Consider the following 25,679-nt stretch of genomic DNA (forward strand, 5'->3'; position numbering starts at 1 on the left):
TCGGTCTCGCCAAAACCGCTAAAAAATGTAGCACAACATGGATACATTGCAAAATATGAATTACTATTTCAACTCAAAAATACGGCATCTACACAGGTCAAAGTTAAACATAATGTTTCAACGAAAACCTCTCCGACTGCAGCCACTTATTTTTAAAATATTCACTGCTCAAAGTAACTAAGCTTTCACAGTTCGACCATAATTGAGAACCACGCGCGATATCAGACAGCACATCAACAGCTATACAGAGTCTAACATTGTCATAAATCACCACTGTAGTCTTAACATTGCCCGGCAGTGTCCGAAGTTCGAAACGCTCAGGTTTTTCCAACAATGCCTTAACTACCCATTTTGGAATTGAGCTGGGGTTTGGTCTTTCGGTTACAACCTGAATACGCACATTATTCTCTAAAGCATGCTTTATCAAATCTTCTTGAATAGAAAAACTTTGGCAAAAACGTTTGAAAGTTACCAAGAGATTAATAATCACACGAGAACCATCAAGTGCGTTCTGCATTTTCCTAAAACAATCAGTTCCAGAAACAACGGTGAAATAAGGTTTGTCTGCGGGTTTTAAAAGTTGCAGGTCAGTTTGATTAAATTTTTTGATTATACGTTTAGTGCGCAGTCGAACCTCGTCAAATTCTTTGTTCTTCTGGTTCACCATTACTTCGAGGGCGTTTTCAACAGGAACGGCGCTAAAGAGAGTAGGAGAAGTCAGAGTTGTTTCGACTAAACCCATTTCTTGTAGGCGCGCAGCTACGCGATAAACTTCCTGCCTGTGAACTGATGAAAATCTTGCAATTGCTTCTGCCCCCGACGAGCCTATTTGAAGAAGTGCAAGGTAAACCCTTGCTTGCCTTTCAGTGAGCCCCAACCAAGTTAAAGTTTCTATATCTTCATGTATAATTTCCATTACTTCTCTCCCCATTTGCTTGCCAGAGCGTAACTTCACCGACCAAAACTTATGAAACTTGGGCGGTCATGACAAGACCGACACGAACTTGAGAAGTTTAAGAAAAACCAAATCTATTTCTTTCCTATTCAGAAGGATTTTCAGAATAAGCTAAAAAAAGAAAATGAATCATTGGAAAAGGGTTTGCTGGGGCTTCGGAACGGAAAGGAGGAGAGGGGGAAAGAGTTCAACCCAATGACAATATAGTCATCGTGTTACAATTTCCAAAGCCCACACAGCCCCTTCCAAGCGGCTTCTTGTCCGTTGTCTTTAAAAAAGAAAAAGGGGTTGGTTTGTTTTTGGTTACTTACGTTTTGTCAACAGAATTGCTGCAGCTATAACGGCGACAATGACGACTACAGTGATGACGATGTATATTGTTGTTGTCGAGTCGGTGCTTTCTTGGGAAGTTGAGGGCACATCGGTGACTGCAGGAGCAGCTGGCGTATTAGCCGCTGCTGGTGCTGTTGGAGCATTTGTAGGTACAGAAGACGTTGTGGGTATTGGCGAAGCTTCACTTATCACGGGGGTGGCTTCTGGAGTTGCAGAAGGCATGGGAGATGGCGATACCGGAGAGGCAGATGCAGCAGTGTTCATAGTTCGGGCCTCGCCAAAGCAACGTAGATTCCAATCGTTAGCGCCCACGTAGAGATTGCCAGTGTACAAAGAGGGTGCTGAACGCATCTGGCTTGAGCCAAAATCTGTATTTACTGAAATTTTGTCTCCGGTTAATGCATCAAGTACATACAGGGCGCCTAGCTCGTTTACAGTGTAAATTCTGCCGTATGAGTATGCCAAGCCTTGAGCCAAGTTTTCACGTGATAGCCAAGTTGTCCAGATAACACTGCCATTTTTAGCGTTAAGGCAGGTTATGCCATAGAAGTCGTTGAAGTACAGTTTTCCGTAGCTGTAAAGCATAGCGTTTATTTGGAGTACACCACCGAGTTGTGAGGGTGTGCCTGGGTTGTATTGTCCGTCATAAGTCCAGAGTATTTCACCGGTTGCTGCATCTATGCCGTAATTCAATCTGAATGCGTTTCGCAAGAACACCATACCATCTGCATAGGTTGGTGCTGTACAAAGCCAGTATCCTGCGCCTGCAGTTGCATTCAATACATACGGGATAGCTATCTTCCAGACGAGGTTGCCGTTGAGGTCAAGTTTATAGAGGGTACCATCAGGACGTTGAGTACACGAAGGAACAAAGACTGCATTGTCAGCTATGGTTGCCGCAGCAATTATAGGTCCACCTGTTTGGTATTTCCAAGATATTGCCCCTGTAGTCATATCCAAACAGTACAGGTTCCCATCAAGCGCACCTACATACACTTTGTTGCCGTAAGCAATTGGTGAGGCTCGTACATCACTCGCTGAGCTAAGACCACGGGGGTCCGCGATTGGGTTGATTTTTACGCCACCTACATCTGCTTGCCACAGCTTGTTGCCTGTAGCGGCATCTAAACAGTATACGTTGCCATCATCAGAGCCTGTGAAGACTTTTCCGTTTGCTACCGCTACTGAAGACTTCATTGGAGAACCAATTGGATATTGCCACTTTGCATTGCCTGTTTCAGAGTCCACTGCATATATGGTGCCAGCCATTGAGGCAAAGTACGCGGTGCCATCAACTACAGCTGCCGAAGATTGAATTGAACTGTCAGCAGTGAATTTCCATTTGAGAGCTAAATCTGTTGGACCTGCACCTTCACCAGTGTGTGCAGTATCGCTGAGGAGCATGGACCAGTCCTTTGTTTCGCTGCTAATGCACCATACTTCGTCAAGGGTTGAGCTGCTGTACTCCCAAATACCTGGTTTCTGGGGCGACCCTGGTATTGGAATAATGTACAAGTTACCGTAAGCAATGCATTCATGAATGCTTGGTCCACCGCCTGTCTCGATTGGAGCTGACCATATGAGTTCTCCAGTGAGAGCATCATAGCAGTTATATTCGGAGTGGGCATATTCACCGGTTTCAAAGTCACGATATTGGTATTCACCCATCAGAGAATACACTTTACCTCCCCCGACGGTAAGAAGACCTGAATATCCGACGCCGGGTCCTTTTGCTTTCCAGACTAATTCGCCAGTTGAAGCGTTTATGGCGTAAAGATACGTGTCCTGATTATGTTCAAATACTAGCCCATAAGCAGAAGCTGCTGCGGAAGCCCATTGACCATACCAAGTGCCAGGATTATAAGTCCATTCAAGATTTCCTGTGTTTGCATCCCAAGCGTACATGTTGTTGTCAAGGCCACCGAAAATTACTTTTCCGTCACAGTAGGTTCCTCGATACCAGAATTGAGATGTAGCTGGGGTAACCCAAAGAGTGGTACCAGTTTTTGCATCAATGCACTCCACAAAGTTATTCATTGTTCCAACGAAAAGTTTTCCGTCAGCATATGGAAGTCTTTCTCCTTCAATACCATAGTAAGCGTCATTTGTGCGGTTCCACGCTAACGTCGGCGGTTGCGAGGGGTCAGGAAGGCTCCAGCCAAATTTTGAGCAAATCAGCATTTTCAGGTCAGGCGCATAGTAATTCCAAGTTAAACCTGCGGGTCCTGTCCATACGGTTGAGCCGTCAGCTATTCTTATGCAATCGGATCCTTTCATCATGTAGGTGTTGTCGATTTTTGCTAAGGAACCAGTTCCAGCAATGTCCCAGACAATATCTCCGTTGGCGCCATTGAGAGCGTACGTCCTCGAGGCGGATTGCACGAACACTAAACCGCCAAAAGCTATGGGGGCACCAGTAACGCCAGGTATCTTTGCCTTCCATGCAATGTTAAACGAGCTAGGTGCTGGTCCAGCACTTGAATATGAAAGAGAATTATCAGAAGAAGCCATTGTCCATTCATATTGAAGCATGTCATTAGGAACGGCAGATGCGGTTTGGGCGGCTGCAGTTGGTGTAGAACTGGGGAAAACCACGAAAACAGAGGAAAGCAGAAGCAACGCTAAGGCAAGCAGTCCAATTTTTTTTGTTATTGATTCTTTGTTCATTTTTTCACCGTGTTTTTCTGTTTGTCTCCAATTTTTGTGAAAAACAACATACCTTGATATGCTACTTAACGTCTTGTCGGTCTTGCAAAGACCTAAAAATGGCAGAAAAAAGGAGCCCCCAACAAAAAGATTAAACAAACACCGATTACGCGGAAGAATTCGGCTAATTTACCCTTCTTCAGCAAAGTTTAGCTTGATACCGAGAAAAACTGTGGCGTCATGAATCGAACAGCCGTTTTGAAAGCACCGATTTTTAGGCTCAGGCATAGGCTGCATAGGCGATAGGTGGATAGTTCTCGAAGACTTCAACACCTCATTGAGAAATACTTCAAACTCGAAATTATCATTTAACGCCGAAGGCAAATCTACAGTAATTGGGCTTTAAACCGTATGCACGCAAAAAATGCGAAGCGAAAAGAGGGTTTACTGGAGCTCTGGAACTGAACATAGGAGAGAAAGAATTCAACTCAATGACCAACATAGCCATCGCGTCACAATCCCCCAAAGCCCATACAGCCCCTCATTTCACTTTTTAGCGTTCTGCCTTTTGAAAAAAGGGAAAATGGTGTTTGTGGTCATCTTTTTTTACGCAGAAACAGTGCTGCTGCGGCTGCAACTATGATTACGACTGCTGCACCGATGGCGAGGTAGGTCGTGGTTGGCATTGGGCTGGTAGGTTGGGGAGCTTCGCTGGGTGAAGGCGATACAGACTGCATGGGTGTAGGCGTTGGTGCTGTTGGAGTTGCGGTTTCGGTGGCGGTTGGTGTGGTGATGGGGGCGGGGGCGGCTGTTTCTGAAACTATGAATGCGGTTCCTGCTTTGCTGCTGTAGTATGAACTGGAGCCTTCAAAAGTAGCGGTTACTTTGTAGAGTCCTGGAACTGGCGGCGTCCATGAGGTTGCATAGTTTCCTAGTATGTCGCTGGTTACGTTGCCTAAGTCCTGTGTGTTACCGTTGGAGTCGATAGCAGTCAGATGTACGGAAACACCGGTTGCGTCAGTTGGTTTTGGCTTCTGCATGTAAAGGTACTCCATCCAAGCACTCATGCAATCGTCAGAAACTGCGGGTGTGCCAGCTGCAGGAACACCTATGCATGTTTTTCCGGGCGATTGGTCAGTGATTGTTCCTTGTATAAGGACTGGTTGACCAAAAGAGGCAGCTATAGTCGGTGCTGAAACTGTGGTGGCTGTTTGACCTTTGCCGTAGCAGTAGATTTGGCTGTCATAGTTGTTATATGCAACTACGTATCCGTCGGCTACTGCTGAAGCTGCATACCAACCTGATATGTTCCACAGCATTTTTCCTGTAAATGCGTCAAGTACATACATTGCTCCGCCGCGCCACATTGGGGAATCAGGACTGTGGTCATTGGTGGTCGCAAATACCTTGTTGTCTGCGACTGTGACGCCTCCGTAGAAGGGATAGTTTCCGTATGGTGTTTCAAACCCTGAGGGCACCGAGAAAGCCCAGTCTAAGTTTCCTGTTTCTTGGTCATAGCAGTAAATGCCATCGTATCCGGTTGAATAGATTTTGCCGTATGCAACAGTTGGGTTCGGTGGTCCTGCGCCGAGGTAGCTTTGGCTATAAACGCCCCATGCGTTTGATTTTGGCTGTGTTGTCCATAGAAGGTCTCCAGTTAAAGCGTTGAAGCCCATGGTCTCCATTGTTTCTTCTTCGAACCAAGTGAATACGCCGTCAATTATTGGTCCTACGTTAACGCCTGCATTGTAGGCGGTATAAGAGGTGATGTTTTTAGCCCAAATTTCTTGTCCGGTTGTATCGTCATAAGCAACAAACATGACAACAGGCGGGTTTATGTTAGCGATGAGTTCACATGCCAAGATTACACCAGAACCTACTCGCGAAATTGCAAGGTTACCTGAAGACCCCTTAGGTGTTGCAGCAATAGACACATTCCATTGAATACCATTTCGCCAATCCAAGGTCTGCCCTAAGAAGCGGTCGGGGCGCCACTGCCATGCATTGGTTCCTTCTGTTCCAGGCGTGGGGATAGCTTTGCTTGAGTTCCACATTGCCAGCCAATTGTTCACAGGGTCAAGTATATAATCAAGTACATCGCCAACGTCGGATGTTACTATTTTTCCACCGCCAGAAACGTTATTGAAGCTTAGCATCAGTGTGCCTGAAGCTCCGTCAAACATTTGCCAAGTATTCATTGGACCAGCGGTATTCCAAAGGTAAAGCGGCATGACGCCGTGTTGGTTTGGCGATTCATAGTCATATATTTGACCAAAGGAAATGGTTATGTTGTTTGTCCACAATATTTCGCCAGTACGGAGGTCTTGGCAGACACATCCACCTGATTGTCTATTGTTGTTTAAAGGCAAATTGTAGTAAAGCTGTCCATCCGCAATTACAGGAGGCAAAAACCGTTCTTCGTAAGACAAACCGGTATAGTAAGACCGGTCACCGTATTGCCCGCCAACTAAGCCGCCAGAAGATAGTTGCGTTGTCCAAACTATATGTCCAGTGTCGGGGGCAGTAGTGAAGGGATTGAATGGCCCAGTGGCGTTGTATGCAAACCATGCGCTGTCGGGAGTTCCCAACCAATTCCCAGAAATCGTGTACCAGTTACGGTTTTCTCCGTTAATTGGTCTGCTCCAATAGTCGTCTGGTCCGGGAACGGGGACATCCGAAATACCGCCTATTTGTTGTTCTTGCACAGTTAGCGTTACTTCAGCGCTATCACTGGGTAGGTAGTGGCTGTCGATTAAGGTGTTTGTTGTTGTGTATCCCACAACATGTTGCCCAGGATAGTGGAACTGGAACGTGTACTTGCCAATTACTGTCGGCACATATTGCAGATAGTAGCTTGCTATTGGATCGGAAGAATAGGGTCCTAAAATTTCTTGGGAACCATCAGGTGCGGTAACAGTTACCGAGTAACCTTCGAACAGGATCACTTGCGAATTGCCTGTTACGCTTCCGGTCGATGCATTGTAGAACAACGGGATATTTGCTAGCCACATAACGACAGTAGCGGGTTGATTAACGCCTACTGGGTTAGGAGCGACATTCAGAAAAGCAAAGGTGGGAGTATCGGGTCCCTGCGCTGCGACAGTACCAGGAACACTTATTGCAAGCAACATACTAATAACGAAAATCAAAGCAAACGCAGATTTCACGTTGATAGCGTTCTGCCTCAAGTTTTTTCTTTCCAAGTTTGTTGACATTTGTGTTCTCTCTCGTTTCTTATGGAAAAGACCATACTTTCACGAAGGACTTAACACTATGTCGGATTGATAATGACCGCCAAGAAAAGCCCGAAAAAAGAAAAACACCCAAAGCCTTGGGCTAAAACAGCATGCTTTCTTACCACAGTATCAGAGTTTTGATATCATGTGCTATCTGTGGAGGTCGAATTTTGACCACATGCAATTGAAATATGCTTGATTCACAGTGATCATACTGACACAATTTGACCACAAGTGAGCCCCGCGGAAATCGAAGGTCGGATTAATGCAAAGAGCAACTTCGGTGTCATCATAAATTGTCACCATGGTTGGGGCAGGGTCAGCCATGGTTCTAATTGTTAAACGTGAAGATTGCTTCTCTAAGGCGTCAAGCACCCATTTTGGGAAGGCGTCATTTTCTGGTTTCTCGGTTAACACGTTGATGGCAACGCCCCGTTTTAACGCTGCTTTAATTGAACTCTCAAGAATGGAGAAGCCCAGACGGAATCGTTTCCAAGTAGTAACAAGGTTGATATGGGTATGAGCTGTTTCGGTTGCTCTTTTGAATTTGCCGTTGTGGTCTCCTCCGGAGATGATGCAGAAGTACTCATTGTCTCTGTGTATGTCAACCGGTAGGTCAGTACGATGGATTTCTTTGGCTAGTTTTCTTGCCCTTTCGCGAGTTAGGTTGAACTCCGTTAGTTTGCTGTTAAAGAGGAGTTTGATGGCTGTTTCTATTGGTACCGCACTGAACATAACGGGTGTGTTTATCTTTCGCTCCACTAAACCTATATCCTGAAGATTCAGGGCTACGCGGTAAATCTCTTGCCTATGAACCAATGTCGCTTTAGAAATTGCTTCAGCTTTAGAGGGACCTAACCGAAGAAGAGCAAGGTAAACCTTTGATTGCCTTTCAGTGAGACCTAACCGAGTTAAGGTTCCAACGTCTTCTTCCTTAATTGACAACATACTTCTCACGTTAGTTCAGCTTTTGACCAAGAGTTGAAATTTACCAAACGTTTAGTCGGTCTTAACACAACCGACAATGGACAAAAGTACCATCCAAGTATCCTCTTTTCCACTTCATTTTTGCTCACTGATTTAATCACGTTTATAGTGAAAGAATGAATAAGAAATGTAGTGTAGGTAGGCAACCTACCTCGCACTATTTACCATCCGAAGAAAATAAGTAGAGTAAGGTAGTATTGGAGAGAGAAACGTGCTTACAAACGAGGAAATCCAGACATTAGTCTCAGCGGGACTTACGAGCCACCAAGCCAAAGTCTTACTCACAATCGTTCAAGCAGGAAAGGCAGACGCAAAGACTATTTCTAAAGCCACGGGGCTGGACAGGTCAAACGTGTACAAAACAATTCTTGAACTTCAAGAGGTAGGCATCATTGCCAAACTGGTACAAACCCCAAGCCAATACACATCAATTCCAATGGAGCAAATAATTTCAACAATACTTAAAGAAAAAAGAGTGGAATACCAGACGATTCAGAAGAAGGCACAGAAATTAATCCAACAACTTGCATACAAGGAAGAAGCTTTTTCCCCACAACAAGAAGAATACTTCATGATTATCCCGAGCAACTTACCGTTCTGCAATAAATGGGCAAACACAGTTAAAAACATCCAGACAGGGATTGACGTTATTGCTTCCGAAAGAAGAGAGCCCAAAGACGTGCCGGTACTTGAATCATACGAACCCCTTCTAAAACGCGGCATCAAAGCAAGATGGCTTTTTGACAGGTCAGAAAAGAACAACAAGGAGTTTATGTTAAGGGTAAAACAGTTCCAATCGCTCTTCAAATACCCAAACTTCAAAGTACGCTACAGCATTTCCTCACTGAGACCATTTGCTGCCGTAAAAGACAACAATCTAGCGGTAATCTGTTTAGACTCAACCAGCCTCTTTAAACATTCACGAACGTTATGGACAAATAACCAGAGTATAGTTGCCGCGTTACAACAACGGTTCGACATGCTTTGGAACAGAGCAGAACAATACGAACAAAAGGGGTTACAGCCTAAACCCAACAACATTATTTTAAGCCGCGCCATCGGAACTATGAACAAAAAAGAGAAAAAGGCAAAATAGACTCAGTACCCCGCAAATGATTCCAGTTTCAGTTGCGTCTCGGGCAGCCCCAACTCTTTGATGAGGTTTTGCATGGCGGTAACCATACCTGGAGGGCCACAAGCGTAGAAAACACGTTCCTTGTAGTCAGGAAGCTCCTTTTTGAGGAGGTCAAGAGTTATGTTGCCAACTGAACCTTTCCAGTCACCAGCGGTTTCGTTAACGGTGAAGACCAACTTGAGGTTCTTGTTTTGGGTCTCCATCGCTTGTAACTCATCTTTGAAGGCAATTTCGTTGGGGTTGCGGCAACCATAAAACAATACAATATTGGAGTGCAGCTGTTTTTTTGTGGCGTAGGTGATTATGCTTTTGAAGGGTGTGATGCCGATGCCGCCTGTGAGCAAGGCAATTTTTGGGTATTCCCCTTCAAAGGTGAATTGCCCGTGAGGAGCGTCGATACTTGCCCAGTCACCGACTTTGAGGGCTTGGAGAACAAGGGAATACTCGTGTTGGGTGAATTTTTTGGTGAATTCGATGTATCCTTCATCAGTGGGGCTGCTGGAAATGCTAAAAGCGTGCACCAACTCCTTTTCACCAGAACGGATAGTCACCAGCATGTATTGCCCAGCTTTGTATTCCAGTTCGGCGGGTCGATGAAAACGAAAACTTGACACGCCATCAATTCGGGGAATTATCTCTTTTACAGAGGTTTCAAACTTCATAAGCCGCAACTCAACAGAATGATACTAAATAACTGCAAATTGACTCATAAAACCTTTCTGCAAAACCGGTCAAACCCAAACAAAACAGGTCAACACAAACCGTTTCCAGACAGCTATAGACGCAAGAAAAAGCCAAAAAACAACCCAAAACAAAAAAGCAACCCTAAACGGGCGCAGCAAAAAATGATGAGGCGGAACAAGAACAGGTACTCAGAACAAGAAACAAAAGAGAAGAGAGCAAAAAGCTCTTGTGAAGGTCTTATGCTTTGGGCGTTGCTTCTTCCACGGCGCTGTTTAGGCTGGTCATTTCAGCATTAGCTTTGCGTATCAAGTCGCCGATGGTGTCTTTTGTGATGATGCCAGCGCTTACTGAAAGCGCAGATGCTCTCTGGAAGGCTCTCTGCAACAGTGGCTGTATCGTCTCCGCGGTCGGGTAAGCAAGCTCCATGGCTAAGGCAAACGCGTCAGACTGGTTCTGCAAAAGAGTCTGCTTTGTTGCTTCAACGTCAATGCGCAGCTGGTCCTCCAACACAATCAAGCCTCCGTCGTAGGCTGCACGCATGGAAAGCCCAGCTTCAACAGCTTTTATACCAAGCTTAGAAAGAACACCAGCAAGACGCTCGTTAATCTCTTCGCCTTTGCGAACAACAAGCGTATCTTTAGCAACCCAAACACTGCCAGACTCAATTCGGGTGGGCAAACCCACACCGTTAAGTTGGCTGATGATTGGGCCTGGAGGTTGACCAGTGCTGCCTTCAGGAACAACCACATCCATAGCGGCTATGTCGCCTGCTTTGGCGGTGGTTTTCACTTTGCCTTTTTCTAGCAGCAAAGCCAGTTTGAATGGGTTAATGTTGGTGAACAAGAGAATGTTGGAGCCTTCGAGGAGGGGCTCAATTTTTTTGATGTCCTCGTTGTCAAGTTTCTCGATGGCACGTTTCATCAGCGTGTTTTTCATGACACGCATGTAAACTTGGCCCTGCAGGCTTTTCTTGAATTCCTGAAGCTGGGTTGCACGAACCTTGTTCAAGCTGGCTATGCCTATGGATTTGTAATCCACGAACCATTTCTTGATTTCTTCAACTTCGCCAGCTTTTTCTTGCATGATCAATTGAGACGGCACATTTTTCACTCTCAAGTTAAGGTTTAATCTCTATGGGAGTTCCCATGGAAGTTTTCACGAAAGCAACGTCAACGTTTTTCAACCCACGCTTTAGCTTGCCTTCCAAAACACGAAGAACAGCCAAAATGTTATCCGCTAATTCTTCGTCGGATTGGTTTTGGGTTCCAACGCGTGTTTGGATAACGGGTTGATTACGCATACGCACCACGATAGTTTTGCGATGCTTGGCAATCAAAGCTTCAACATCCGCGTTTGGCGGGACAGGAACAGGCATTTTTCCCCGTGGACCCAGAACAGGACCCAAAGTTCTGCCCACCATAGGCATCAAGGAGGCTTCAGAAATGAAAACATCATAAGTAGTGGCGATTTTGCGCAGTTCCTTCTTTTTACCCACCAACTCTTCAAGGTCAGCGCGTTCAATGACGCTGTCAGCGTTTGCGCGCCTTGCTTTGAGGGCTAATTCGCCCGTGGCAACAACAAAGACCTTGTTGGGTTTCGCGGTTGGGTTGGGAAGCTCAATAACTTCGGTGATTTTGCCTTCAGGAGCCTTCATGTCAATTTCTTTGATGTCGAGAATTAACTCTACAGTCTGGTTGAATTTCTTCTGCCCAGCTTTCTCTTTTGCCTCTTTCACAGCATTTAACAGGGTTTTCTTATCTAAGGGCATTTTGAAGCCTCGTGACAAAGTGGATTAGTGTGGAATTATAAATATATTCGCTTATCATTCGTTGCTGCTGAATATATCATCGTACGTTCCTTGGTCAACTTCTTTCTGTGCTTCCCGGGGGTCTTTGCCTTCAACAGTAACGCCTACGCTTACACAGGTACCCATGACTTCTTTGGCGGCGCCTTTAAGGGTTGATGCGAGCAGTTCAGGACGCTTGATTTTGGCTATGCGCACAATTTGCTCAACACTTATGTCGCCGACTTTGGCGGAATTGGGTGTACCAGAACCTTTTTCGATTTTCAACTCAGACACAAGCAACGCTGAGCTTGTGGGGACACCAACGGTAACATCGAAGGTTTTGTCTTCGGGGTTGACGGATATCTTGACGGGAACTTTCATACCAGCGTAATCTTTGGTCAATTCGTTAATTTTTGTGACAACGGCCATGATGTTTAAGCCTAATGGACCTAGTGCAGGACCTAATGGTGGTCCAGCGGTTGCTTGTCCACCAGCGACAAGCAATTCAACAGTTTTATTTTCGACCATTATTCTTCACTTCTCTTTCCTTTTTCAATCAACTTTACGTAATCTGAGTGAACTGTGATAGGCAAGGTGAATGTCGCTTCCAACAGTTCCAGAGTTACTTCACCTTTGGATTTGTCGATACGGGTGATTTTTGCACGCATACCCTTAAAGGGTCCACCAGTAATTTCGACCACGTCGTCTTCGCCAAGGTCTTCTATGACGGGTTTGCGGACGATGTAGCGTTCAATCTCGTTGAAGCTGACTAACCCGGGGATTCTGCTCCGCACGTGCCTCACACCTGCGATTGCTTCTTCTACAAGGTGTGGACCATCAGCTTCGATGAAAACGTAACCTTTCAATGTGTCAGGAACAAGGATGGATTTTATGGGAATTTTTTCCATTTCGATTTTGGCAGCCAAAAGCCGAGCTACATTTCGTTCTTGCCCTGTTGTTGTTTTAACAGCGAAAATTTTGGTTTGAAATTGTTCCTCTTTTTTTTCCATGAAGATTTTGCCTCTACGCTGCGCCAGGTATTGCCGTGGCGATGAGTTTTATGACGAAACCTATCAAGCCGACTGCACCCATGCCTAGGACCGTGATTTTTATGGATAGCCACAGCTCGTCTCTGTCGGGTTTTTGAGACAGCTTTAAAGTCCTACCTGCTTGTTGTAGCCATGAACGGATTCCCATATTGACCGCACACTCAAGATTTCACTTAGCCATAATAAACGTTACGCAAAAACTTTTCGGCATTTGCGAAACCTCTTAACATAGCAAAAGCAAAGGGTGAAGACAGCTCCGCGTAGTTGTTTGTATGAAAACAAAAAAGAAGAGGGGTAGCTGGGCTACTTTCTTCGCTTAAGAACAACCGCTGCTGCAATGACAGCAATTGCGACAATGGCTGCAGCTACTGCGACGTAGGTCATTGTTGGTGTAGTGCTGGTGGGTTGTGGTGCTTCGCTTGGAGAGGTGGAAGGCATGGGCGGGGTGGTTGTTGGTGGTGCAGACGTAGGTGAGGTGGTTGGTTGGGTTGGGGGCGGTATGGAAGCAGAGGGGGCTTCAGTCACCAGCAAGTAGGTGGTTGCTTCGGAACCCCAGTATGATTCGGTGCCTTCAAAGGTGGCGGTGATTATGTACATTCCGGGCACTGGTGGGTCGTAGGGTATTCCGTACATGCCGTTTGCGTTGCTAATGGTTGTGCCGACTTCTTGGGTGTTACCGTTCGGGTCACAGGCGGTTAAGTGCACGGTTACTCCTGTTGCGTCGGTGGGTTTTGGTTTCTGCATGTAAATGTACTGCATCCATGAACTCATGTTTTCGTCAGAAACAGCAGGAACCATGTTGAACTCGCCGCTCTGCACCTTTTCTTGGGCTCCAGCGGACTTGTCTGTTACGGTTCCCTGGATTAGCACGGGTGTTCCCATAGGTACGGCTGTGTCTGGCGCTGAAACGGTCACTTCGCTTGGTCCCTTACCGACAACGTAAACTTGTCCGTCATAGGTGTTTAAGTAAGCTAGATAACCATCTGCAATTGCTCCAAGGCGGCTGTAGAAGCTTGTTGAGGCGGCAAATCCGGGCAGTGTCCAAAGTTCTTCACCAGTTGTGGCGTTGAGGCAGCGTATCGAAGCGCCCTTGTAGATGGGCATGTTGACTGAGTGCTCTTGGGTAAAAGTGTAGACTTTGCCGTCTGCAAAAGCACCAAGGAACGTTGGGTAGTATCCCCAGATGGTTTCGGTGCCGCTAAATGTGCTGTTGCCTTCGCCACCGTTACCGTACGTCCAGAGCAGGTTGCCGTTTGTGACATCGTAGCAGTAGACGAGCCCGTTAAAACCGCCAACGTAAAGTTTGCCTTGGTAAAGCGAGTGTGAGGAACCTGCAGCGCCGCCGCGGCTGTCATAATATGTGTAGTCGCGCAGGTTATCGCCGACTGGCCCCCAAAGTTTGTCTCCATTGTCTAAGCAGTAGCCTGACCACTGCATTGTTTCTTTGTCAAGGGTTGTGAAGACGCGGTTGACCGGGTCAACTTGGGCGAGAAATCGGGTTATGTTGCCATCGGGTGCATCGTAATCTTTGCTCCACAGAACTTGGCCTCTTGTGAGGGGGTCAAGGCTTATAGCAAACACGGTGTAGGGGATTGTGCCGAAAGCTGCGTTTCCTCCAAAAGCCTGCATCGGAGTGTTACAGAGCAACAAGTCGTCAGGTGAAACGTAGGTTATGCTTGACCCTGAAGGTACAGAGGCGGGCAGGGTTACATTCCAAGAGTACGCTTGGCTTGCGTCAATGGTTTTTCCGACTGGTCGCCACTGGAAGTAGTTGGTGCTGGAGTAATCAGCGGAGTCTTGAGAGTTCGTCGAACCATGAGCGGCGGTGTTGTTCCATAAAGCCAGCCACTTGTTATTGCTGTCAAATATGTATCTGGTTATTTCGCCTGTTGCGCCATAGATGTTGGTTCCTGAAGGCACGCCAGTTAGCGTGTAAATCCAGCTTCCAGTCAGAGAATCGTAAGCTTCCCATGTGGTTCCGCTGGTTCGCCATAGAATACCCGTTGGTAGTACACCGTGCTGGTTAATTGACTCGTAATCGTAGATTTGACCAAAAGCAGGAAGGGAACTTGTCCAATTCTGCCACCAAAGCTCTTCACCAGTCAGCAAATCAACACAGACGTAGCCGCCGCCAGTTTTAGCGTTGCTCAAAGGAAGGTCATAGTAGAGTCTTCCGTTGATAATCATTGGATTGTTAAACCGCATCTCATACGAATCACCTTGATAGTATGCTTCGCCAGGATAGGTTCCTCCGACGATTCCGCCATCTTGCAGGGGCTTAGTCCACATTATGTGTGCACTGTTAGGGGCAATGCCGTCAGGTTGGATGTTGTAGGTTACGCTTGGTTCTCCGCCGAGCCAGTTTGAGGCTATCTTTGCCCATTCAGTGTTTTGTCCTTCAATGGGTCGTGTCCAGTAGCCAGTGGGTAACGGGTAGTCAGGCAACTGTGTTATGGGGTCTTCTTGGACTGTGAGGGTGGTTGTTGCACTGCTGGGTAAAAAGTTGTCACCTATAAAGTCCCATAAAGCAGGGTTCACAGAGATTATTCCTGTAGGACCATACATTGAGGGCACTTGACCGGGGAAGGTGAAAGTGAACGTGTAGAGGCCAACTTGGTCAGGGGTGTATGCGCTGTAACCGCCACCAATGGGGTCTGAGGTGAAGGGCCCAAGGATTTCTTTAGAGCCATCGGGTTTTGAAACTTCCACTTCCAAGTCGCGCCATCGGTCGCCTCCTGTTCCTCCTGAGCCTGGGGGTACCCAGTTGAGCCAGAAGATAACTGAGGCGGTTTGTCCGACACCAACGCGGTCGGGTGTGGTTACAATGTAAGCGTAGGTTGGAATGTCGATTGGCGGGGTGTGTGCAGTTGCGGTAGGCGTTATGGATGCAAGAGTAGAGAAGGCAAGCAGCAGTATCAGGGCGAGTGTAGTCAGAAGCGTTGTTAAGTTTTTCTTGCTTGTTTTGTTTATAATATTCACTTTTTTTTCTCTCCTAATTGGGTACTCGCCACATACATGGGGTTTGGTTATAAGGTTTAGTAAGTGGTGTGCCTACCCACAGAATTAAACGCCACCAAATAAGCCCCTTGAAAAGTTGTTAGACTTTGCTTATTGTGAGCCCTAATTCTGAGAGGTCGGCTAAAAGGTTTGGTTTATCTTCGCTTTTGATGCCTTTCCAATCCAGCACCACACCAGTAACCTGTCCAGAGGTTTTTGTTACGCATTCCTGGAGCATCTGCAAATCCACTTCAGGAACAGCATATTTGGGAATCATGTGCCCAAAAACAGCTTCTCCGCATAAAGCCATCTGGGTAAATTTTCGGTTGTAGTGAGTTCCGCCGACGCCTAAAACTGCCGTTTGCCCCGAATTTCCATAGTTAGCGATGACTTCCCATGCGGCTTGCGCAACTGCTTGAGCCGCGTTTTGGTCTTGCCACTGTTTCTCGCAACTGCCAAGTTCAACAAACATCGTAGGAACATCCAGCGAGGGACCATGATGGGTGGCTTCATAGGAAACTTGATAATCAAGACTGCGCTCAACTTTTAGGCGATTTAGGGCTTTAAGAGCATCAGCCATGGCGTTAGCAGGACAAACCGAGACGCAGCGGGGCAATCCACCAAATTCTGCGTTTCCAAAGTTTCCCGGAGTGTGAACGGTTAAGGTGGGGGTTTCGCTTTTGCTGCTGTGCCGCGAGACAAAAACCATCAGTTCAGCATCGGGGAAGTCTTGGGGAAGGTTTTGGGCATCAATTGATTCTTGTTCGAGGGTAATGTAGGTTACTTGTTTTCCGTTAATTTCTGCCGTATAAACTGGGTTTTGTTGGTAAGTTTGGCTGGTTTGATGAAAGGGGTGCTGCTGGAGGAGGTGGGTGGCTATGTTTTTGCCTGCGAGGTCTTGGTTGGAGTGGACGAGCAGAATCATGAGTGTACACTTTGAGTATTGAGTGGTGTGTTTGGAGAAAAATGTTTCCCGTAAAGCTTAATTGGCAAGCTTCTTTCCCCTTTCTCTAAGAGGCGCTAAACGTGCATTTGATGAACTTCAAAGAACTCTCCAGCCAAGAACTCAACAGATTAGTTGACCAAGCCATCGAAATCAAACACAACCCCCAAAAATTCGAGCAAGTCCTACAGCACAAGTCGTTGGCTTTGATTTTTCAGAAAACCAGCACCAGAACCCGAGTTTCCTTTGAAGTTGCCATGACCCAGCTGGGCGGCCACGCGTTGTTCATTGACTGGCGAACCACCAACTTCGCGTTGGCAGACCTTGGCGACGAAGTGCAGTACCTTTCACGTAATGTTGATGGCATCATGGCACGTTTGCTCTATAACGCGGATTTGCAGAAGATGATGCATGCATCTCAGGTTCCAGTGGTCAACGGTTGCGACGAGATGTATCATCCGAGCCAGTGTCTTGCGGATTTAATCACAATTAAAGAAAACCACGGCTCTCTGGAGGGGGCAAAGCTGGTGTATGTTGGCGTCCACAATAACGTCTGTAACTCTCTGATTGAGGGTTGCACAAAGACAGGTGTGCAGTTGACGACGGTTACACCGATTTTTAATGAGGCATCACGGGATCAAGCCTTGCTGGATGAAGCAGAGAAAACTGGGCTGTGGAGGTGCAGTTTGGATTTGAGGGAGGCGGTTGCGGATGCAGATTTTGTTTACACGGACACTTGGGTGGACATGGAGTTCTTCACGGACCCTAAATTTGATGCGGAAAAAGAGAATCGGCTCAAACAGATGATGCCCTATCAAATCAACGCAGAATTACTCAAAGAGAGCAAGGTCCATGTGATGCATGACATGCCCATTCACAGAGGATACGAAATCACTGCGGAAGCTATCGAAAATCCCAACGCGGTGATTTATGAGCAGGCTGAGAACAGGCTTTACTCAGCCAAAGCCATTCTGCTCAAACTGCTAAAATAGCAACGTTCCCTTAATCTAAAGTTTTTTCTACTTCACAATAATTTCTGTGCAGGTGTTCTATGTTTTTTTAGGTTTGAGCGGGGGTGGCAAACTTTAAAGGGGCTCAAGGGGAGTGATTCCTTGAGGTAAAGCCTCATGAAGGCAGTTATTTTAAATGGCGCAAGAGAAGGCGACGCCAAAGTGAACCTGACCGCTGAGGTAGCCGCTTTCGTGCTAAGCAGCCACGACGTTGAAGTTTTCAATCTCAGCCAAATCCCCATTGCTCACTGTCTGGGCTGTTTTGGCTGCTGGATCAGAACCCCCGACCAATGCGTCATCAACGACGCCGCCCGGAACATAGCCAAGAAACTCGAGTTGACCGACCTCAAAGTATTTGTCACCCCCATAGTTTTCGGAGGCTACTCCTACCAACTCAAAAAAATGTTGGACCGCCAGATATGCGGGATTTTACCGTTCTTCACCAAAATCAACGGGGAAATTCACCACGGAGCACGCTACGAACACAACGCCAACGTTGTCGGTTTGGGGGTTTTGCCTAAACCCGATGAGGAAAGCGAGAAGATTTTCCAAACGCTGCTTAACCGAAACGCCATTAACATGCATGCCCCAGCCCACAGCGCCAAAATTGTATACAACACTGACGATGCCTCTGCCATTGAGCAGAAAACCAGAGAAACCTTCGCCGAGGTGGGAGCCAAATGAGCCAGTTGAAGCAGCGGGCACTTTTACTTGTGGGTAGCCCACGCGGCTTCAAGAGCACCTCAGCATCGATAGGCACATACCTTATGGATAAGCTTAGCGCAGGGTTCGAAGTTGAGAGAATTCACATCCAAGCGGCGATACGTTCACAAGCTTCCCAAGGGGATATGCTTCAAAAAGCCACCGGCAGCAACTTGCTGATTTTGGCTTTTCCATTGTATGTTGACTGTCTCCCTGCGCCCGTCATTGCCGAGTTAGAACTCTTGGCAGACCAACGAAAAAACGCAGAAACGCCGAAAAATCAACGACTCGTAGCCATAGTTAACTGCGGGTTTCCTGAAGCCAGCCAAAACAACACCGCTTTAGCCATCTGCCGACGTTTCGCTTCTGAAACAGGAATCGAATGGGCAGGTGGGTTGAGTCTGGGCGGAGGCGGAGCAATTTCTGGAACCAAGCTGGAAGATGCAGGGTTTGTGGCACAAAACGCACGGAAAGCGGTAGGTTTGGCGGCAGAAGACCTGCTTGAGGGCAGGGCAATTTCGTCTGAGGCAGTTGATTTGATGGCAAAGATGCAAATTCCGAAATGGCTGTATCTCTTTCTGGGAAACCGAGGCTGGAAAAAGATGGCAAAGAAATACGGTTGTCAAGATAAACTCTACAACCGACAGCAACAATAGCAGTTAAGTGTAAGCTTCCGGTTGGGGCAGTAAATTGTCCTGCAAAGCTTTCTGGAGGCGAGTCAGCTTTTCTTGGGAAAACGCGCCGTTTGTCTGCCAAAGAATCGAGCCGTCACGGTTCACCAAAAACAAGTAAATCGTCGCCTCAGTTGTTATGCCCAGTTGCTTCTTGAATTTGCCCTTGTCAAGGTACAGAGTTACTGTCCGTTGGCGGGCAGCTTCGTCCACTATACCTGCGCGCATTCCGCCATTTATCCACCACCTGAAGGGACCATAACTGGCGCTTAAAACGGGGAACTCGAAAAACTTCACTTCAGGTTCCTCTTGCTCCAGCCTACTTAAGGCTGGGACCCATGACTCGAGTAAGCTAACTTGGTTTCGCTTAAAAGCAACCACCACGACGCTTAGTTTCGCCTTAAAGTCACGGGGGAAATCTTTTTGGTCTCCGTTGAGGTTTGACCCTGAAACATCAGGAAAAACAACCCGATTAAAGGTGCCCATAAACTTCACCTGACAAGCTATAAGCGGCATTTTGTGCATGTCGTTGGTTACAGAATACAAGACAATACTCTTTTAAGAAACTTGCCAAAACTAGTATACAAGGCAATTTCTCGGCAAGCTTCTTTTCAACTAAACATTGCCTAGAGAAATTTGCTTAAAATGGTTGTGAGGTGAAAAGTATATGGCCGATATTGTTGACACGGCAATTGCAGCGGGCTCATTCAAAACCCTTGTAGCCGCCGTGCAAGCCGCAGGACTAGTAGACACATTAAAGGGTCCAGGACCCTTCACGGTTTTTGCACCCAACGATGAAGCCTTTGCGAAACTGCCCAAAGGCACCGTTGAAGAATTGCTAAAAGACGTCCCCAAATTGAAAGCCATTTTGACTTACCATGTTGTTCCAGGAAAAGTCATGTCAGCGGATGTAGTGAAGCTGAAATCAGCCAAAACAGTTCAGGGACAAGACATCAAAATTGACGCCTCAAGATGGCATCTGCATGACACCGTTAAAGTGAACGACGCCAACATAATCAAAGCGGACATCGTGACGGACAACGGCGTTATCCACGTAATCGACAAGGTAATAATGCCAAAAATTGAAAAAGCAGCATCCCCCATGTAACAGAGCCAAAGAAACGCAGAAAAAAGCAACACTTTGGCAGGGCACTCTCTTCTTTTTCTACCACCAAAAAAGGCAAACAGAAGGTGAAAAAGTGAGAAATTTCAACAAACCACGCATAGTCATAAGCAAATGCATCACCTTTGAGCCTGTCCGATGGGACGGACAAATAATCGCCAGCAGATTCGTAGAGGATCTAAAACCACATGTGGAATTCATCCCTGTTTGCCCCGAGGTTGCAATTGGGCTGGGTGTGCCCCGAGAAACCCTGCGAATAGTCAAATCGGGCGACGATTTGAGGTTGATTCAGTCGGCAACAGGGTTGGATTTCACCGACAAAATGAGGCAGTTCACCCAAGATTTTTTGGGCGTGTTACCAGAAGTTGACGGGTTCATACTAAAAAGTGGTTCCCCCACCAGCGCCCTTAAGGATTCGCGGATTTACCCCAGCACGGGAAAGGTGGCTCCGCTGGGAAGAGGCGCAGGCTTTTTTGGAGGCGCAGTGGGTGCGCGTTTTTCGTATCTGGCCCTTGAAGATGAACGTCGCCTTTTGAATTCTCGGATAAGAGAGCATTTTTTAACCAAACTTTATACTCTGGCGGACTTTAGGGCAGTCAGAAACGCGGCTTCGCTAAACGGGCTGATTGAGTTTCAGGCACGCAACAAGCTCCTGTTGACCGCCTACAGCCAAACCGAACTGCACGACTTAGGCAGAATCGTGGCACAGCAAAAAGGCAGACCCATAAAAGAAACACTGGCTGAGTACCAGAGCCACCTGTGGAGCGCCCTTAAACGTCCACCACGCAAAGGCGCCAACGAAAACGTACTCACCAAAGCCGCAGGCTACTTCACCAGCAGGCTTTCCAAAGACGAAAAAGCCGTCTTCCTAAACGCGGTAGCCCAGTACAGGGCAGGCAAGGTCCCGCTGAGCACACCCCTTTCAGTGCTGAAGGCGTGGATAATCAGGTTCAACGAAGAGTACCTGCAGCAGCAAACCTTCTTTGAACCCTACCCTCAAGACCTGATGGAAAAAACATACGCTGACCAGCCGGGAAAGGAAAAAGACTACTGGAAATAGTTAGTAGGTTAGAGCTGTTTGATTTGCTGGACGTATTTGTCGGCGTCAAATTTGCGTTTGAGCCCGTTGGCGTTCATGTACCGTGCGGTACCGTAGATGGGGCGTTCGCGCCAAGGGCGGTCGTGTTTGCCCAAGCACCATGCCACGCCTGTGTAGCCGTTGGGGTCTCTGCCGTCCAACTCGTACTTGTTGTTTAGGTAAATCGCCGCTTTGAAGGCTTCACGGGGAGTTTTGGTCCACTCAAGGATTTTTTTGCCCCAGTACATGCGCATGTACCCATGCATCTTGCCAGTTACCCGCATCTGGGTCTGCGCCGCGTTCCAGTATGGGTCGTGGGTCTGTGCGTTTTCCAGCTCCGCCACATCGTAGAGGTACTCCCGCTTGTCGGCTTCGTGCTTGTGAAGGGTTTGTTTTGCCCAGTTTGACAGCCCATCAAACCCGTCGTAGTCTGGGTTGAACCATGCGTAGTTTATGGCGAGCTCTCGCCTGACCACCAACTCCTCAATGTACGCCTGCTTGGCTTCTGCGGGGGCGTCGGCAGCCAAAACCTGCGCCGCAACGTCGACGGGCGAGATTTGCCCAAAATGCAGGTAGGGACTCAAATTCGACGCGAAGTCAACTGTCGGGTCATTTCGCTGCTGGGGGTAATCAGGCAGCTTGTGCTCCAAAAACTCGGCAATGCAGCTTTGGGCTTGCTGGGTTCCGCCCCGAAAACCCACAGCCTTGTCAACTGAGGTATCGACACCTAAATCTGAAATAATCGTGTCTATACGCCTCAAGTCTAAGGTATCGAACGGTAGGTCAAGCGAACCATGCTTGGGCTGACGCGTCGTGGGAACGCTCAGGAAGCGGCTACGGTTCTTCTGGATTTTTGGTCGGAGCGTCGCCGCAGAATACTCCTCCTTGCTTGAAGCGGCTTCAACAGGCACCACAACGTTATCTTCCACTTGAACCAACGGGCAACTCAAACGGTCAGCCGCGTAACGGTACCACTGCCGCAAAGGTTTTAGGTAACCCTTGTCCACCACGACTATGCATGCATTTTTGGCGATGGAGACCACACCTCGCTCAGGAGAACCCCTTTGGACGACCAGTTGCACGCCGAACTCCGCTAAGGCTGCTTTCACCTCATGCAGACCTTCAAGCAAAAACGTGTAATGCCGCAGGTTTGCCTCAGGAAAATCAGGGGTCAACCCAAAGAACGCCACCAATGGCTTATCCAGCTGGTTTGCCCACCAAACCGCATGGTCAAAGGCCATGTTGCATTGGGTCCGCACTGATGTCTGCATCCAGTAGAGAACAAACCCACGACCTTTCTTCATGTCTACAGTGTTGAGTCGATTTAAGCGTTCATCTGGCAAATCACTCAACCGCGGCGCCTCCCATTAAGGTGACTTCAACCCCGTAACTTCGGAAACATCCACGAGCTTCACCACAACCAACGCTGGGTCTGTGGTTAGGGAAGACCAGTCAGCGTTTTTGGGAAAACCATGTGCAGCTAAAAAACTGGTCGACAAACCCTTCGCCTTGGCAGCTTCAACCATCTTTGAAAGGACCAGGGTTTTCTCGCTTGAATCGACGACGACATGCAGCCTGCCCGCCAGCAAGACAAAACCATACGAAGCAAGGTCTGAAGTGTACTGTTCAATTTCAACACACACAGAACGACCTTCTTGAAGTAGGCCAATTTTTTTGCCATAACCTGTAAAATGAAAATACAGGGTGCCGTTGAGGTAAACGTATTGGAAGGGAGCGATGTAGGGTCCAGACGGGTCTTGAAAGGCGATTCGGCAGAGGAACTGTGTGGTCAGCAGTTGGTTGATTTCGGGCTGGGTCATTTTTGGCAGTTTTATTAGAACCAAGCAGCCACCCTGAAGGATTTATGCTGCAAGAAGTATAAGAAAGTAACCGCCTAAGGTATTACCTAAGGATCATGTTGACGAATTTGTCGGGGTTAAACAGTTCTAGGTCCTTGTATTCCTGCCCTACCCCGATGAACAAAATCGGCTTCTGCGTCACATACGTCACACTCAACGCCGCGCCACCCTTCACGTCCGCATCCACCTTAGTCAAAATCGTCGCGTCAATACCCACACATTTATTGAATTCTTCTGCCTGCTGCACCGCATCGTTCCCCGCCAGCGAATCCACCGTCAAAATGGTGAAGTCAGGCTGCACCACACGCTTCACCTTAGACAACTCACTCATCAAGTTCTGGTTAGTCTGCATCCTGCCCGCCGTATCAATCAAGACAACGCTTGTGCCATGAGCTTTGGCGTGGCTAACCGTGTCAAATGCCACCGCCGCGGGGTCAGCTCCGTACTGGTGCTTAATCACCTTCAAGTTCAACCGTCGCGCATGCTCCTCTAACTGCTCGATGCTGCCTGCACGATAAGTGTCGCTGCCCGCCAAAACGAGACTGTACTTTTTATTTTTAAAATACTGCGCAACTTTGGCGATGCTGGTGGTTTTGCCTGTGCCGTTTATGCCCACAAACATCAACACCAAAGGGTCTTTTTCGTTACGCTTCTCTTCAGCTTTGGCGAGAAGGTCAATTTTTTCTTTGGGTAACATGACTTCCAGCAGGACTTGCCGCAGGTTTTCTTCGACAAAATTTTTGCGGTCCTCAAGCCTTTTCACCTGCACGCCCGTCAGGCGCTTCTCCAACTCGTCACACACTTTGTCTGCAACTTCAAAAGCAACATCGTTTTCTGCCAGCGTCATTTTGAAGTCGTCAAGAAGGGGACGCAGGTTTTGGGGTTTAAGCTCAGCGGTGGTTACTTTGGTTACTAAGCCTTTGAAACCCGACTTGAGCTTATCAAACATAGACTACTGCGGTCCTGCACGTATCCCTGCAAGTAGACTTTCCATGCGGTTGCGGTCTTGGTTGATGCGTTCGACAACTTGGGTTAGCTGCTGCTGCGCTTGCACGCGGGTTTTCTCTAAATCGTCAAGGCGTTGCTTAACGATGGTTTTGGCTTCGGGCAAAGTTTTCTCCACACTCACACCTGACCCTAAACCAACCACAACCTTGTTGGGGTCAGCAAGTTTAACGTTGATGTAGCTACTACCGCCAATGGGAACCAGCATCTCAGCGTTCTCTTGCTCTTTCTCGAGGCTTTCCAGCGTCATGTTAGCGTAGGTCAAGTCGGTTAAAGCTGCAGTTAACATGCTAAGGCGTTGCTGCAGGGTATCTGCTGTCTGCTCAAAATAGCGTAACTGCATGCTGAGCTTGCGGACTTCCTCTTCCTCGTTGCCCACCATACCCAAGCTTATTCACCAAGAACCATTTTCTTTAGAGTAGGGTTTGTGATTTCGTCTGCGGGAACTTCTTCAACTTTGGTGACTTTCATGTGGCAACGTTTCACGCGGTGGCGGCTGCCGATTTCGGCGTAGACGCGTTCTTCAGCGTGCTCGGGCTTGTCGGCTACCATTTCCCTGACGAAGTCCGTTTTTAGGTTCGGCTTGTAAATCTTGCCGGTTACTTTGAAAACCTTCATTTATTCTACTTCCTGCACAACATCCAATGCATTCCCAATTATAAACATCTCGGGTCCAGTTGTCAAAGAACCAGCAACTGCAACATGCGAATTAGCAATTAAGCCCGTGCCAACGTAGGGTATGCCACAGTTCACGGTGCCCACATCCACTGGAACCTTCAACACAGACTCCAAAACCTGCTTCTCATCCTCCTTAAGCATAGGATGCGCCAAGACCCCTTTGTTGGTGGCAACCGCCAAGGCGCCCACGTAGGTTAAGTCGGCGATTCTGCCCGGAACAACTTCAACCCCCAAAGCGTCGGAAACCTGTTTCATGACAAAGTCCTTCATGCGGGGGTCAACCACAGCGCCTTTATCGTTAGCTAAAACCAAGTTGCCAAAGGCGGTTTTACGGCTCTCCATAACAACCACGTTGCCGTCAAACCCTGCTTTAATTGCGTCGATTTCTTCTTGGCGGGCAAAAGAGGAAAGGATTATGCCGTTGCTGTTTGCGCAGGCTAAGGTTCCTGCGAGCAGGCTGGCGCCGATGCTGGTGTGGATAAGTGGGACGTTTAGCCATTCAGCGGTTTTTTGGGCTTTATCGGTTGGAACCATTTTTGGGATTAAAACGAATTTGTCAGTAGCAAGAGAGTATACGCCTATGCTTGCGCTGCTGACTAGACTGGTTAGATACACGGTCAATTGGTTATTCTCCTCAGCTAAACGGGTTTTTAACAGCGGAATTTTTAGCAGCCCACTTTTTTGTTTGTAAACATTGTAGACAATGGATTCTGCAAGTGAAATTCTGCCTCTAACATTTATGCTGCAAGAACCAATTTGCAGAGAGCACATTTAAAGCTCTCGGAAAAAGCCACCCCTTTTA

The 25,679-nt window shown here is 47.5% G+C and carries 25 protein-coding genes; 6 read left to right on the forward strand and 19 right to left on the reverse strand.

The window, feature by feature from the left end; translation table 11 throughout:
* Nucleotides 1-103: 103 nt before the first annotated feature.
* The 4 genes from ACBZ72_07395 to ACBZ72_07410 all read right to left on the reverse strand — a co-directional run bounded on the left by ACBZ72_07395 (nucleotide 104) and on the right by ACBZ72_07410 (nucleotide 8,118).
* Complete coding sequence (locus tag ACBZ72_07395; protein XES76005.1) at nucleotides 104-916, reverse strand: TrmB family transcriptional regulator; 813 nt, start codon at nucleotides 914-916, stop codon at nucleotides 104-106.
* Between the two features lie 342 nt (nucleotides 917-1,258).
* Complete coding sequence (locus tag ACBZ72_07400; protein XES76006.1) at nucleotides 1,259-3,955, reverse strand: PQQ-binding-like beta-propeller repeat protein; 2,697 nt, start codon at nucleotides 3,953-3,955, stop codon at nucleotides 1,259-1,261.
* Nucleotides 3,956-4,530: 575 nt separating this feature from the next.
* Nucleotides 4,531-7,149, reverse strand: a complete 2,619-nt coding sequence (locus tag ACBZ72_07405) for a PQQ-binding-like beta-propeller repeat protein (GenBank protein ID XES76007.1) — start codon at nucleotides 7,147-7,149, stop codon at nucleotides 4,531-4,533.
* Nucleotides 7,150-7,320: 171 nt separating this feature from the next.
* Entirely contained in the window at nucleotides 7,321-8,118 is a 798-nt protein-coding gene (locus tag ACBZ72_07410) for a TrmB family transcriptional regulator (protein ID XES76008.1), read from the reverse strand.
* Between the two features lie 250 nt (nucleotides 8,119-8,368).
* Between ACBZ72_07410 and ACBZ72_07415 the strand changes: the two genes are divergently transcribed.
* On the forward strand, nucleotides 8,369-9,253 hold the full coding sequence (locus tag ACBZ72_07415; protein ID XES76009.1) for a TrmB family transcriptional regulator: 885 nt from the start codon (nucleotides 8,369-8,371) through the stop codon (nucleotides 9,251-9,253).
* Nucleotides 9,254-9,255: 2 nt separating this feature from the next.
* Here ACBZ72_07415 and ACBZ72_07420 read toward each other — a convergent pair whose 3' ends face one another.
* The 8 genes from ACBZ72_07420 to ACBZ72_07455 form a co-directional block, all read right to left on the reverse strand.
* Complete coding sequence (locus tag ACBZ72_07420; GenBank protein XES76010.1) at nucleotides 9,256-9,954, reverse strand: ferredoxin--NADP reductase; 699 nt, start codon at nucleotides 9,952-9,954, stop codon at nucleotides 9,256-9,258.
* A gap of 259 nt (nucleotides 9,955-10,213) precedes the next feature.
* Nucleotides 10,214-11,077: a 50S ribosomal protein L10 gene (locus tag ACBZ72_07425; GenBank protein ID XES76011.1), complete on the reverse strand. Its 864-nt coding sequence runs from the start codon at nucleotides 11,075-11,077 to the stop codon at nucleotides 10,214-10,216.
* 16 nt (nucleotides 11,078-11,093) lie between these two features.
* The gene (locus ACBZ72_07430) at nucleotides 11,094-11,744 is read right to left on the reverse strand and encodes a 50S ribosomal protein L1 (GenBank protein XES76012.1); all 651 of its coding nucleotides are present in this window, start codon (nucleotides 11,742-11,744) and stop codon (nucleotides 11,094-11,096) included.
* 54 nt (nucleotides 11,745-11,798) lie between these two features.
* Nucleotides 11,799-12,290: a 50S ribosomal protein L11 gene (locus ACBZ72_07435; GenBank protein ID XES76013.1), complete on the reverse strand. Its 492-nt coding sequence runs from the start codon at nucleotides 12,288-12,290 to the stop codon at nucleotides 11,799-11,801.
* Complete coding sequence (locus tag ACBZ72_07440) at nucleotides 12,290-12,772, reverse strand: transcription elongation factor Spt5 (GenBank protein ID XES76014.1); 483 nt, start codon at nucleotides 12,770-12,772, stop codon at nucleotides 12,290-12,292. Before ACBZ72_07440 ends, ACBZ72_07435 begins: the two co-directional genes overlap by 1 nt.
* Before the next feature lie 13 nt (nucleotides 12,773-12,785).
* On the reverse strand, nucleotides 12,786-12,959 hold the full coding sequence (locus ACBZ72_07445; GenBank protein ID XES76015.1) for a protein translocase SEC61 complex subunit gamma: 174 nt from the start codon (nucleotides 12,957-12,959) through the stop codon (nucleotides 12,786-12,788).
* 155 nt (nucleotides 12,960-13,114) lie between these two features.
* Nucleotides 13,115-15,790, reverse strand: coding sequence for a PQQ-binding-like beta-propeller repeat protein (locus ACBZ72_07450; protein ID XES76016.1), 2,676 nt, complete (start codon nucleotides 15,788-15,790; stop codon nucleotides 13,115-13,117).
* A gap of 118 nt (nucleotides 15,791-15,908) precedes the next feature.
* Nucleotides 15,909-16,733: a D-aminoacyl-tRNA deacylase gene (locus ACBZ72_07455; protein ID XES76017.1), complete on the reverse strand. Its 825-nt coding sequence runs from the start codon at nucleotides 16,731-16,733 to the stop codon at nucleotides 15,909-15,911.
* A 110-nt stretch (nucleotides 16,734-16,843) separates the two neighbouring features.
* Between ACBZ72_07455 and ACBZ72_07460 the strand changes: the two genes are divergently transcribed.
* The 3 genes from ACBZ72_07460 (at nucleotide 16,844) to ACBZ72_07470 (ending at nucleotide 19,119) form a co-directional block, all read left to right on the forward strand.
* Nucleotides 16,844-17,743, forward strand: coding sequence for an ornithine carbamoyltransferase (locus ACBZ72_07460; protein XES76018.1), 900 nt, complete (start codon nucleotides 16,844-16,846; stop codon nucleotides 17,741-17,743).
* A 135-nt stretch (nucleotides 17,744-17,878) separates the two neighbouring features.
* Nucleotides 17,879-18,445: an NAD(P)H-dependent oxidoreductase gene (locus ACBZ72_07465; GenBank protein ID XES76019.1), complete on the forward strand. Its 567-nt coding sequence runs from the start codon at nucleotides 17,879-17,881 to the stop codon at nucleotides 18,443-18,445.
* A complete protein-coding gene (locus ACBZ72_07470; GenBank protein ID XES76020.1) occupies nucleotides 18,442-19,119 on the forward strand; it encodes a hypothetical protein in 678 nt (225 codons plus the stop codon). The genes ACBZ72_07465 and ACBZ72_07470 overlap by 4 nt, the downstream gene beginning before the upstream one ends.
* Before the next feature lie 3 nt (nucleotides 19,120-19,122).
* Here the strand turns inward: ACBZ72_07470 and ACBZ72_07475 are convergent, their stop codons facing one another.
* On the reverse strand, nucleotides 19,123-19,620 hold the full coding sequence (locus ACBZ72_07475) for a hypothetical protein (GenBank protein ID XES76021.1): 498 nt from the start codon (nucleotides 19,618-19,620) through the stop codon (nucleotides 19,123-19,125).
* A gap of 181 nt (nucleotides 19,621-19,801) precedes the next feature.
* On the opposite strand from ACBZ72_07475, the gene ACBZ72_07480 reads away from it, so the two are divergent.
* Both ACBZ72_07480 and ACBZ72_07485 read left to right on the forward strand, forming a co-directional pair.
* Nucleotides 19,802-20,242 carry a fasciclin domain-containing protein gene (locus ACBZ72_07480; protein ID XES76022.1) on the forward strand — a complete coding sequence of 147 codons (441 nt, stop codon included), beginning with the start codon at nucleotides 19,802-19,804 and terminating at the stop codon, nucleotides 20,240-20,242.
* 91 nt (nucleotides 20,243-20,333) lie between these two features.
* A complete protein-coding gene (locus ACBZ72_07485; GenBank protein XES76023.1) occupies nucleotides 20,334-21,317 on the forward strand; it encodes a DUF523 and DUF1722 domain-containing protein in 984 nt (327 codons plus the stop codon).
* 8 nt (nucleotides 21,318-21,325) lie between these two features.
* Here ACBZ72_07485 and ACBZ72_07490 read toward each other — a convergent pair whose 3' ends face one another.
* Genes ACBZ72_07490 through ACBZ72_07515 form a run of 6 tightly spaced genes read right to left on the reverse strand, consistent with a single transcriptional unit; the run spans nucleotide 21,326 to nucleotide 25,648 of the window.
* Entirely contained in the window at nucleotides 21,326-22,687 is a 1,362-nt protein-coding gene (locus ACBZ72_07490; protein ID XES76024.1) for a deoxyribodipyrimidine photo-lyase, read from the reverse strand.
* A gap of 15 nt (nucleotides 22,688-22,702) precedes the next feature.
* On the reverse strand, nucleotides 22,703-23,179 hold the full coding sequence (locus tag ACBZ72_07495) for a pyridoxamine 5'-phosphate oxidase family protein (protein XES76025.1): 477 nt from the start codon (nucleotides 23,177-23,179) through the stop codon (nucleotides 22,703-22,705).
* Between the two features lie 58 nt (nucleotides 23,180-23,237).
* Nucleotides 23,238-24,143, reverse strand: coding sequence for a signal recognition particle-docking protein FtsY (ftsY, locus tag ACBZ72_07500; GenBank protein ID XES76026.1), 906 nt, complete (start codon nucleotides 24,141-24,143; stop codon nucleotides 23,238-23,240).
* A 3-nt stretch (nucleotides 24,144-24,146) separates the two neighbouring features.
* The gene (pfdA, locus tag ACBZ72_07505; protein ID XES76027.1) at nucleotides 24,147-24,581 is read right to left on the reverse strand and encodes a prefoldin subunit alpha; all 435 of its coding nucleotides are present in this window, start codon (nucleotides 24,579-24,581) and stop codon (nucleotides 24,147-24,149) included.
* An 8-nt stretch (nucleotides 24,582-24,589) separates the two neighbouring features.
* Complete coding sequence (gene rpl18a, locus ACBZ72_07510) at nucleotides 24,590-24,817, reverse strand: 50S ribosomal protein L18Ae (GenBank protein XES76028.1); 228 nt, start codon at nucleotides 24,815-24,817, stop codon at nucleotides 24,590-24,592.
* Nucleotides 24,818-25,648, reverse strand: coding sequence for a translation initiation factor IF-6 (locus tag ACBZ72_07515; GenBank protein ID XES76029.1), 831 nt, complete (start codon nucleotides 25,646-25,648; stop codon nucleotides 24,818-24,820).
* Nucleotides 25,649-25,679: the final 31 nt, after the last annotated feature.

This window comes from Candidatus Bathyarchaeia archaeon, from assembly GCA_041447175.1.
In the GTDB taxonomy this organism is placed as follows: domain Archaea; phylum Thermoproteota; class Bathyarchaeia; order Bathyarchaeales; family Bathycorpusculaceae; genus JADGNF01.

Excerpts from the sequence above, each read along its gene's own strand:
- ACBZ72_07480 (XES76022.1), top strand. The coding sequence starts at position 19,802 with ATGGCCGATATTGTTGACACGGCAATTGCAGCGGGCTCATTCAAAACC.
- ACBZ72_07460 (XES76018.1), top strand. The coding sequence starts at position 16,844 with ATGAACTTCAAAGAACTCTCCAGCCAAGAACTCAACAGATTAGTTGAC.
- ACBZ72_07410 (XES76008.1), bottom strand. The coding sequence starts at position 8,118 with ATGTTGTCAATTAAGGAAGAAGACGTTGGAACCTTAACTCGGTTAGGT.
- rpl18a (XES76028.1), bottom strand. The coding sequence starts at position 24,817 with ATGAAGGTTTTCAAAGTAACCGGCAAGATTTACAAGCCGAACCTAAAA.
- ACBZ72_07420 (XES76010.1), bottom strand. The coding sequence starts at position 9,954 with ATGAAGTTTGAAACCTCTGTAAAAGAGATAATTCCCCGAATTGATGGC.
- ACBZ72_07475 (XES76021.1), bottom strand. The coding sequence starts at position 19,620 with ATGGGCACCTTTAATCGGGTTGTTTTTCCTGATGTTTCAGGGTCAAAC.
- ACBZ72_07435 (XES76013.1), bottom strand. The coding sequence starts at position 12,290 with ATGGTCGAAAATAAAACTGTTGAATTGCTTGTCGCTGGTGGACAAGCA.
- ACBZ72_07465 (XES76019.1), top strand. The coding sequence starts at position 17,879 with ATGAAGGCAGTTATTTTAAATGGCGCAAGAGAAGGCGACGCCAAAGTG.
- ACBZ72_07455 (XES76017.1), bottom strand. The coding sequence starts at position 16,733 with ATGATTCTGCTCGTCCACTCCAACCAAGACCTCGCAGGCAAAAACATA.
- ACBZ72_07395 (XES76005.1), bottom strand. The coding sequence starts at position 916 with ATGGAAATTATACATGAAGATATAGAAACTTTAACTTGGTTGGGGCTC.
- pfdA (XES76027.1), bottom strand. The coding sequence starts at position 24,581 with ATGGTGGGCAACGAGGAAGAGGAAGTCCGCAAGCTCAGCATGCAGTTA.
- ACBZ72_07445 (XES76015.1), bottom strand. The coding sequence starts at position 12,959 with ATGGGAATCCGTTCATGGCTACAACAAGCAGGTAGGACTTTAAAGCTG.
- ACBZ72_07470 (XES76020.1), top strand. The coding sequence starts at position 18,442 with ATGAGCCAGTTGAAGCAGCGGGCACTTTTACTTGTGGGTAGCCCACGC.
- ACBZ72_07405 (XES76007.1), bottom strand. The coding sequence starts at position 7,149 with ATGTCAACAAACTTGGAAAGAAAAAACTTGAGGCAGAACGCTATCAAC.
- ACBZ72_07440 (XES76014.1), bottom strand. The coding sequence starts at position 12,772 with ATGGAAAAAAAAGAGGAACAATTTCAAACCAAAATTTTCGCTGTTAAA.
- ACBZ72_07430 (XES76012.1), bottom strand. The coding sequence starts at position 11,744 with ATGCCCTTAGATAAGAAAACCCTGTTAAATGCTGTGAAAGAGGCAAAA.
- ftsY (XES76026.1), bottom strand. The coding sequence starts at position 24,143 with ATGTTTGATAAGCTCAAGTCGGGTTTCAAAGGCTTAGTAACCAAAGTA.
- ACBZ72_07400 (XES76006.1), bottom strand. The coding sequence starts at position 3,955 with ATGAACAAAGAATCAATAACAAAAAAAATTGGACTGCTTGCCTTAGCG.
- ACBZ72_07515 (XES76029.1), bottom strand. The coding sequence starts at position 25,648 with ATGTGCTCTCTGCAAATTGGTTCTTGCAGCATAAATGTTAGAGGCAGA.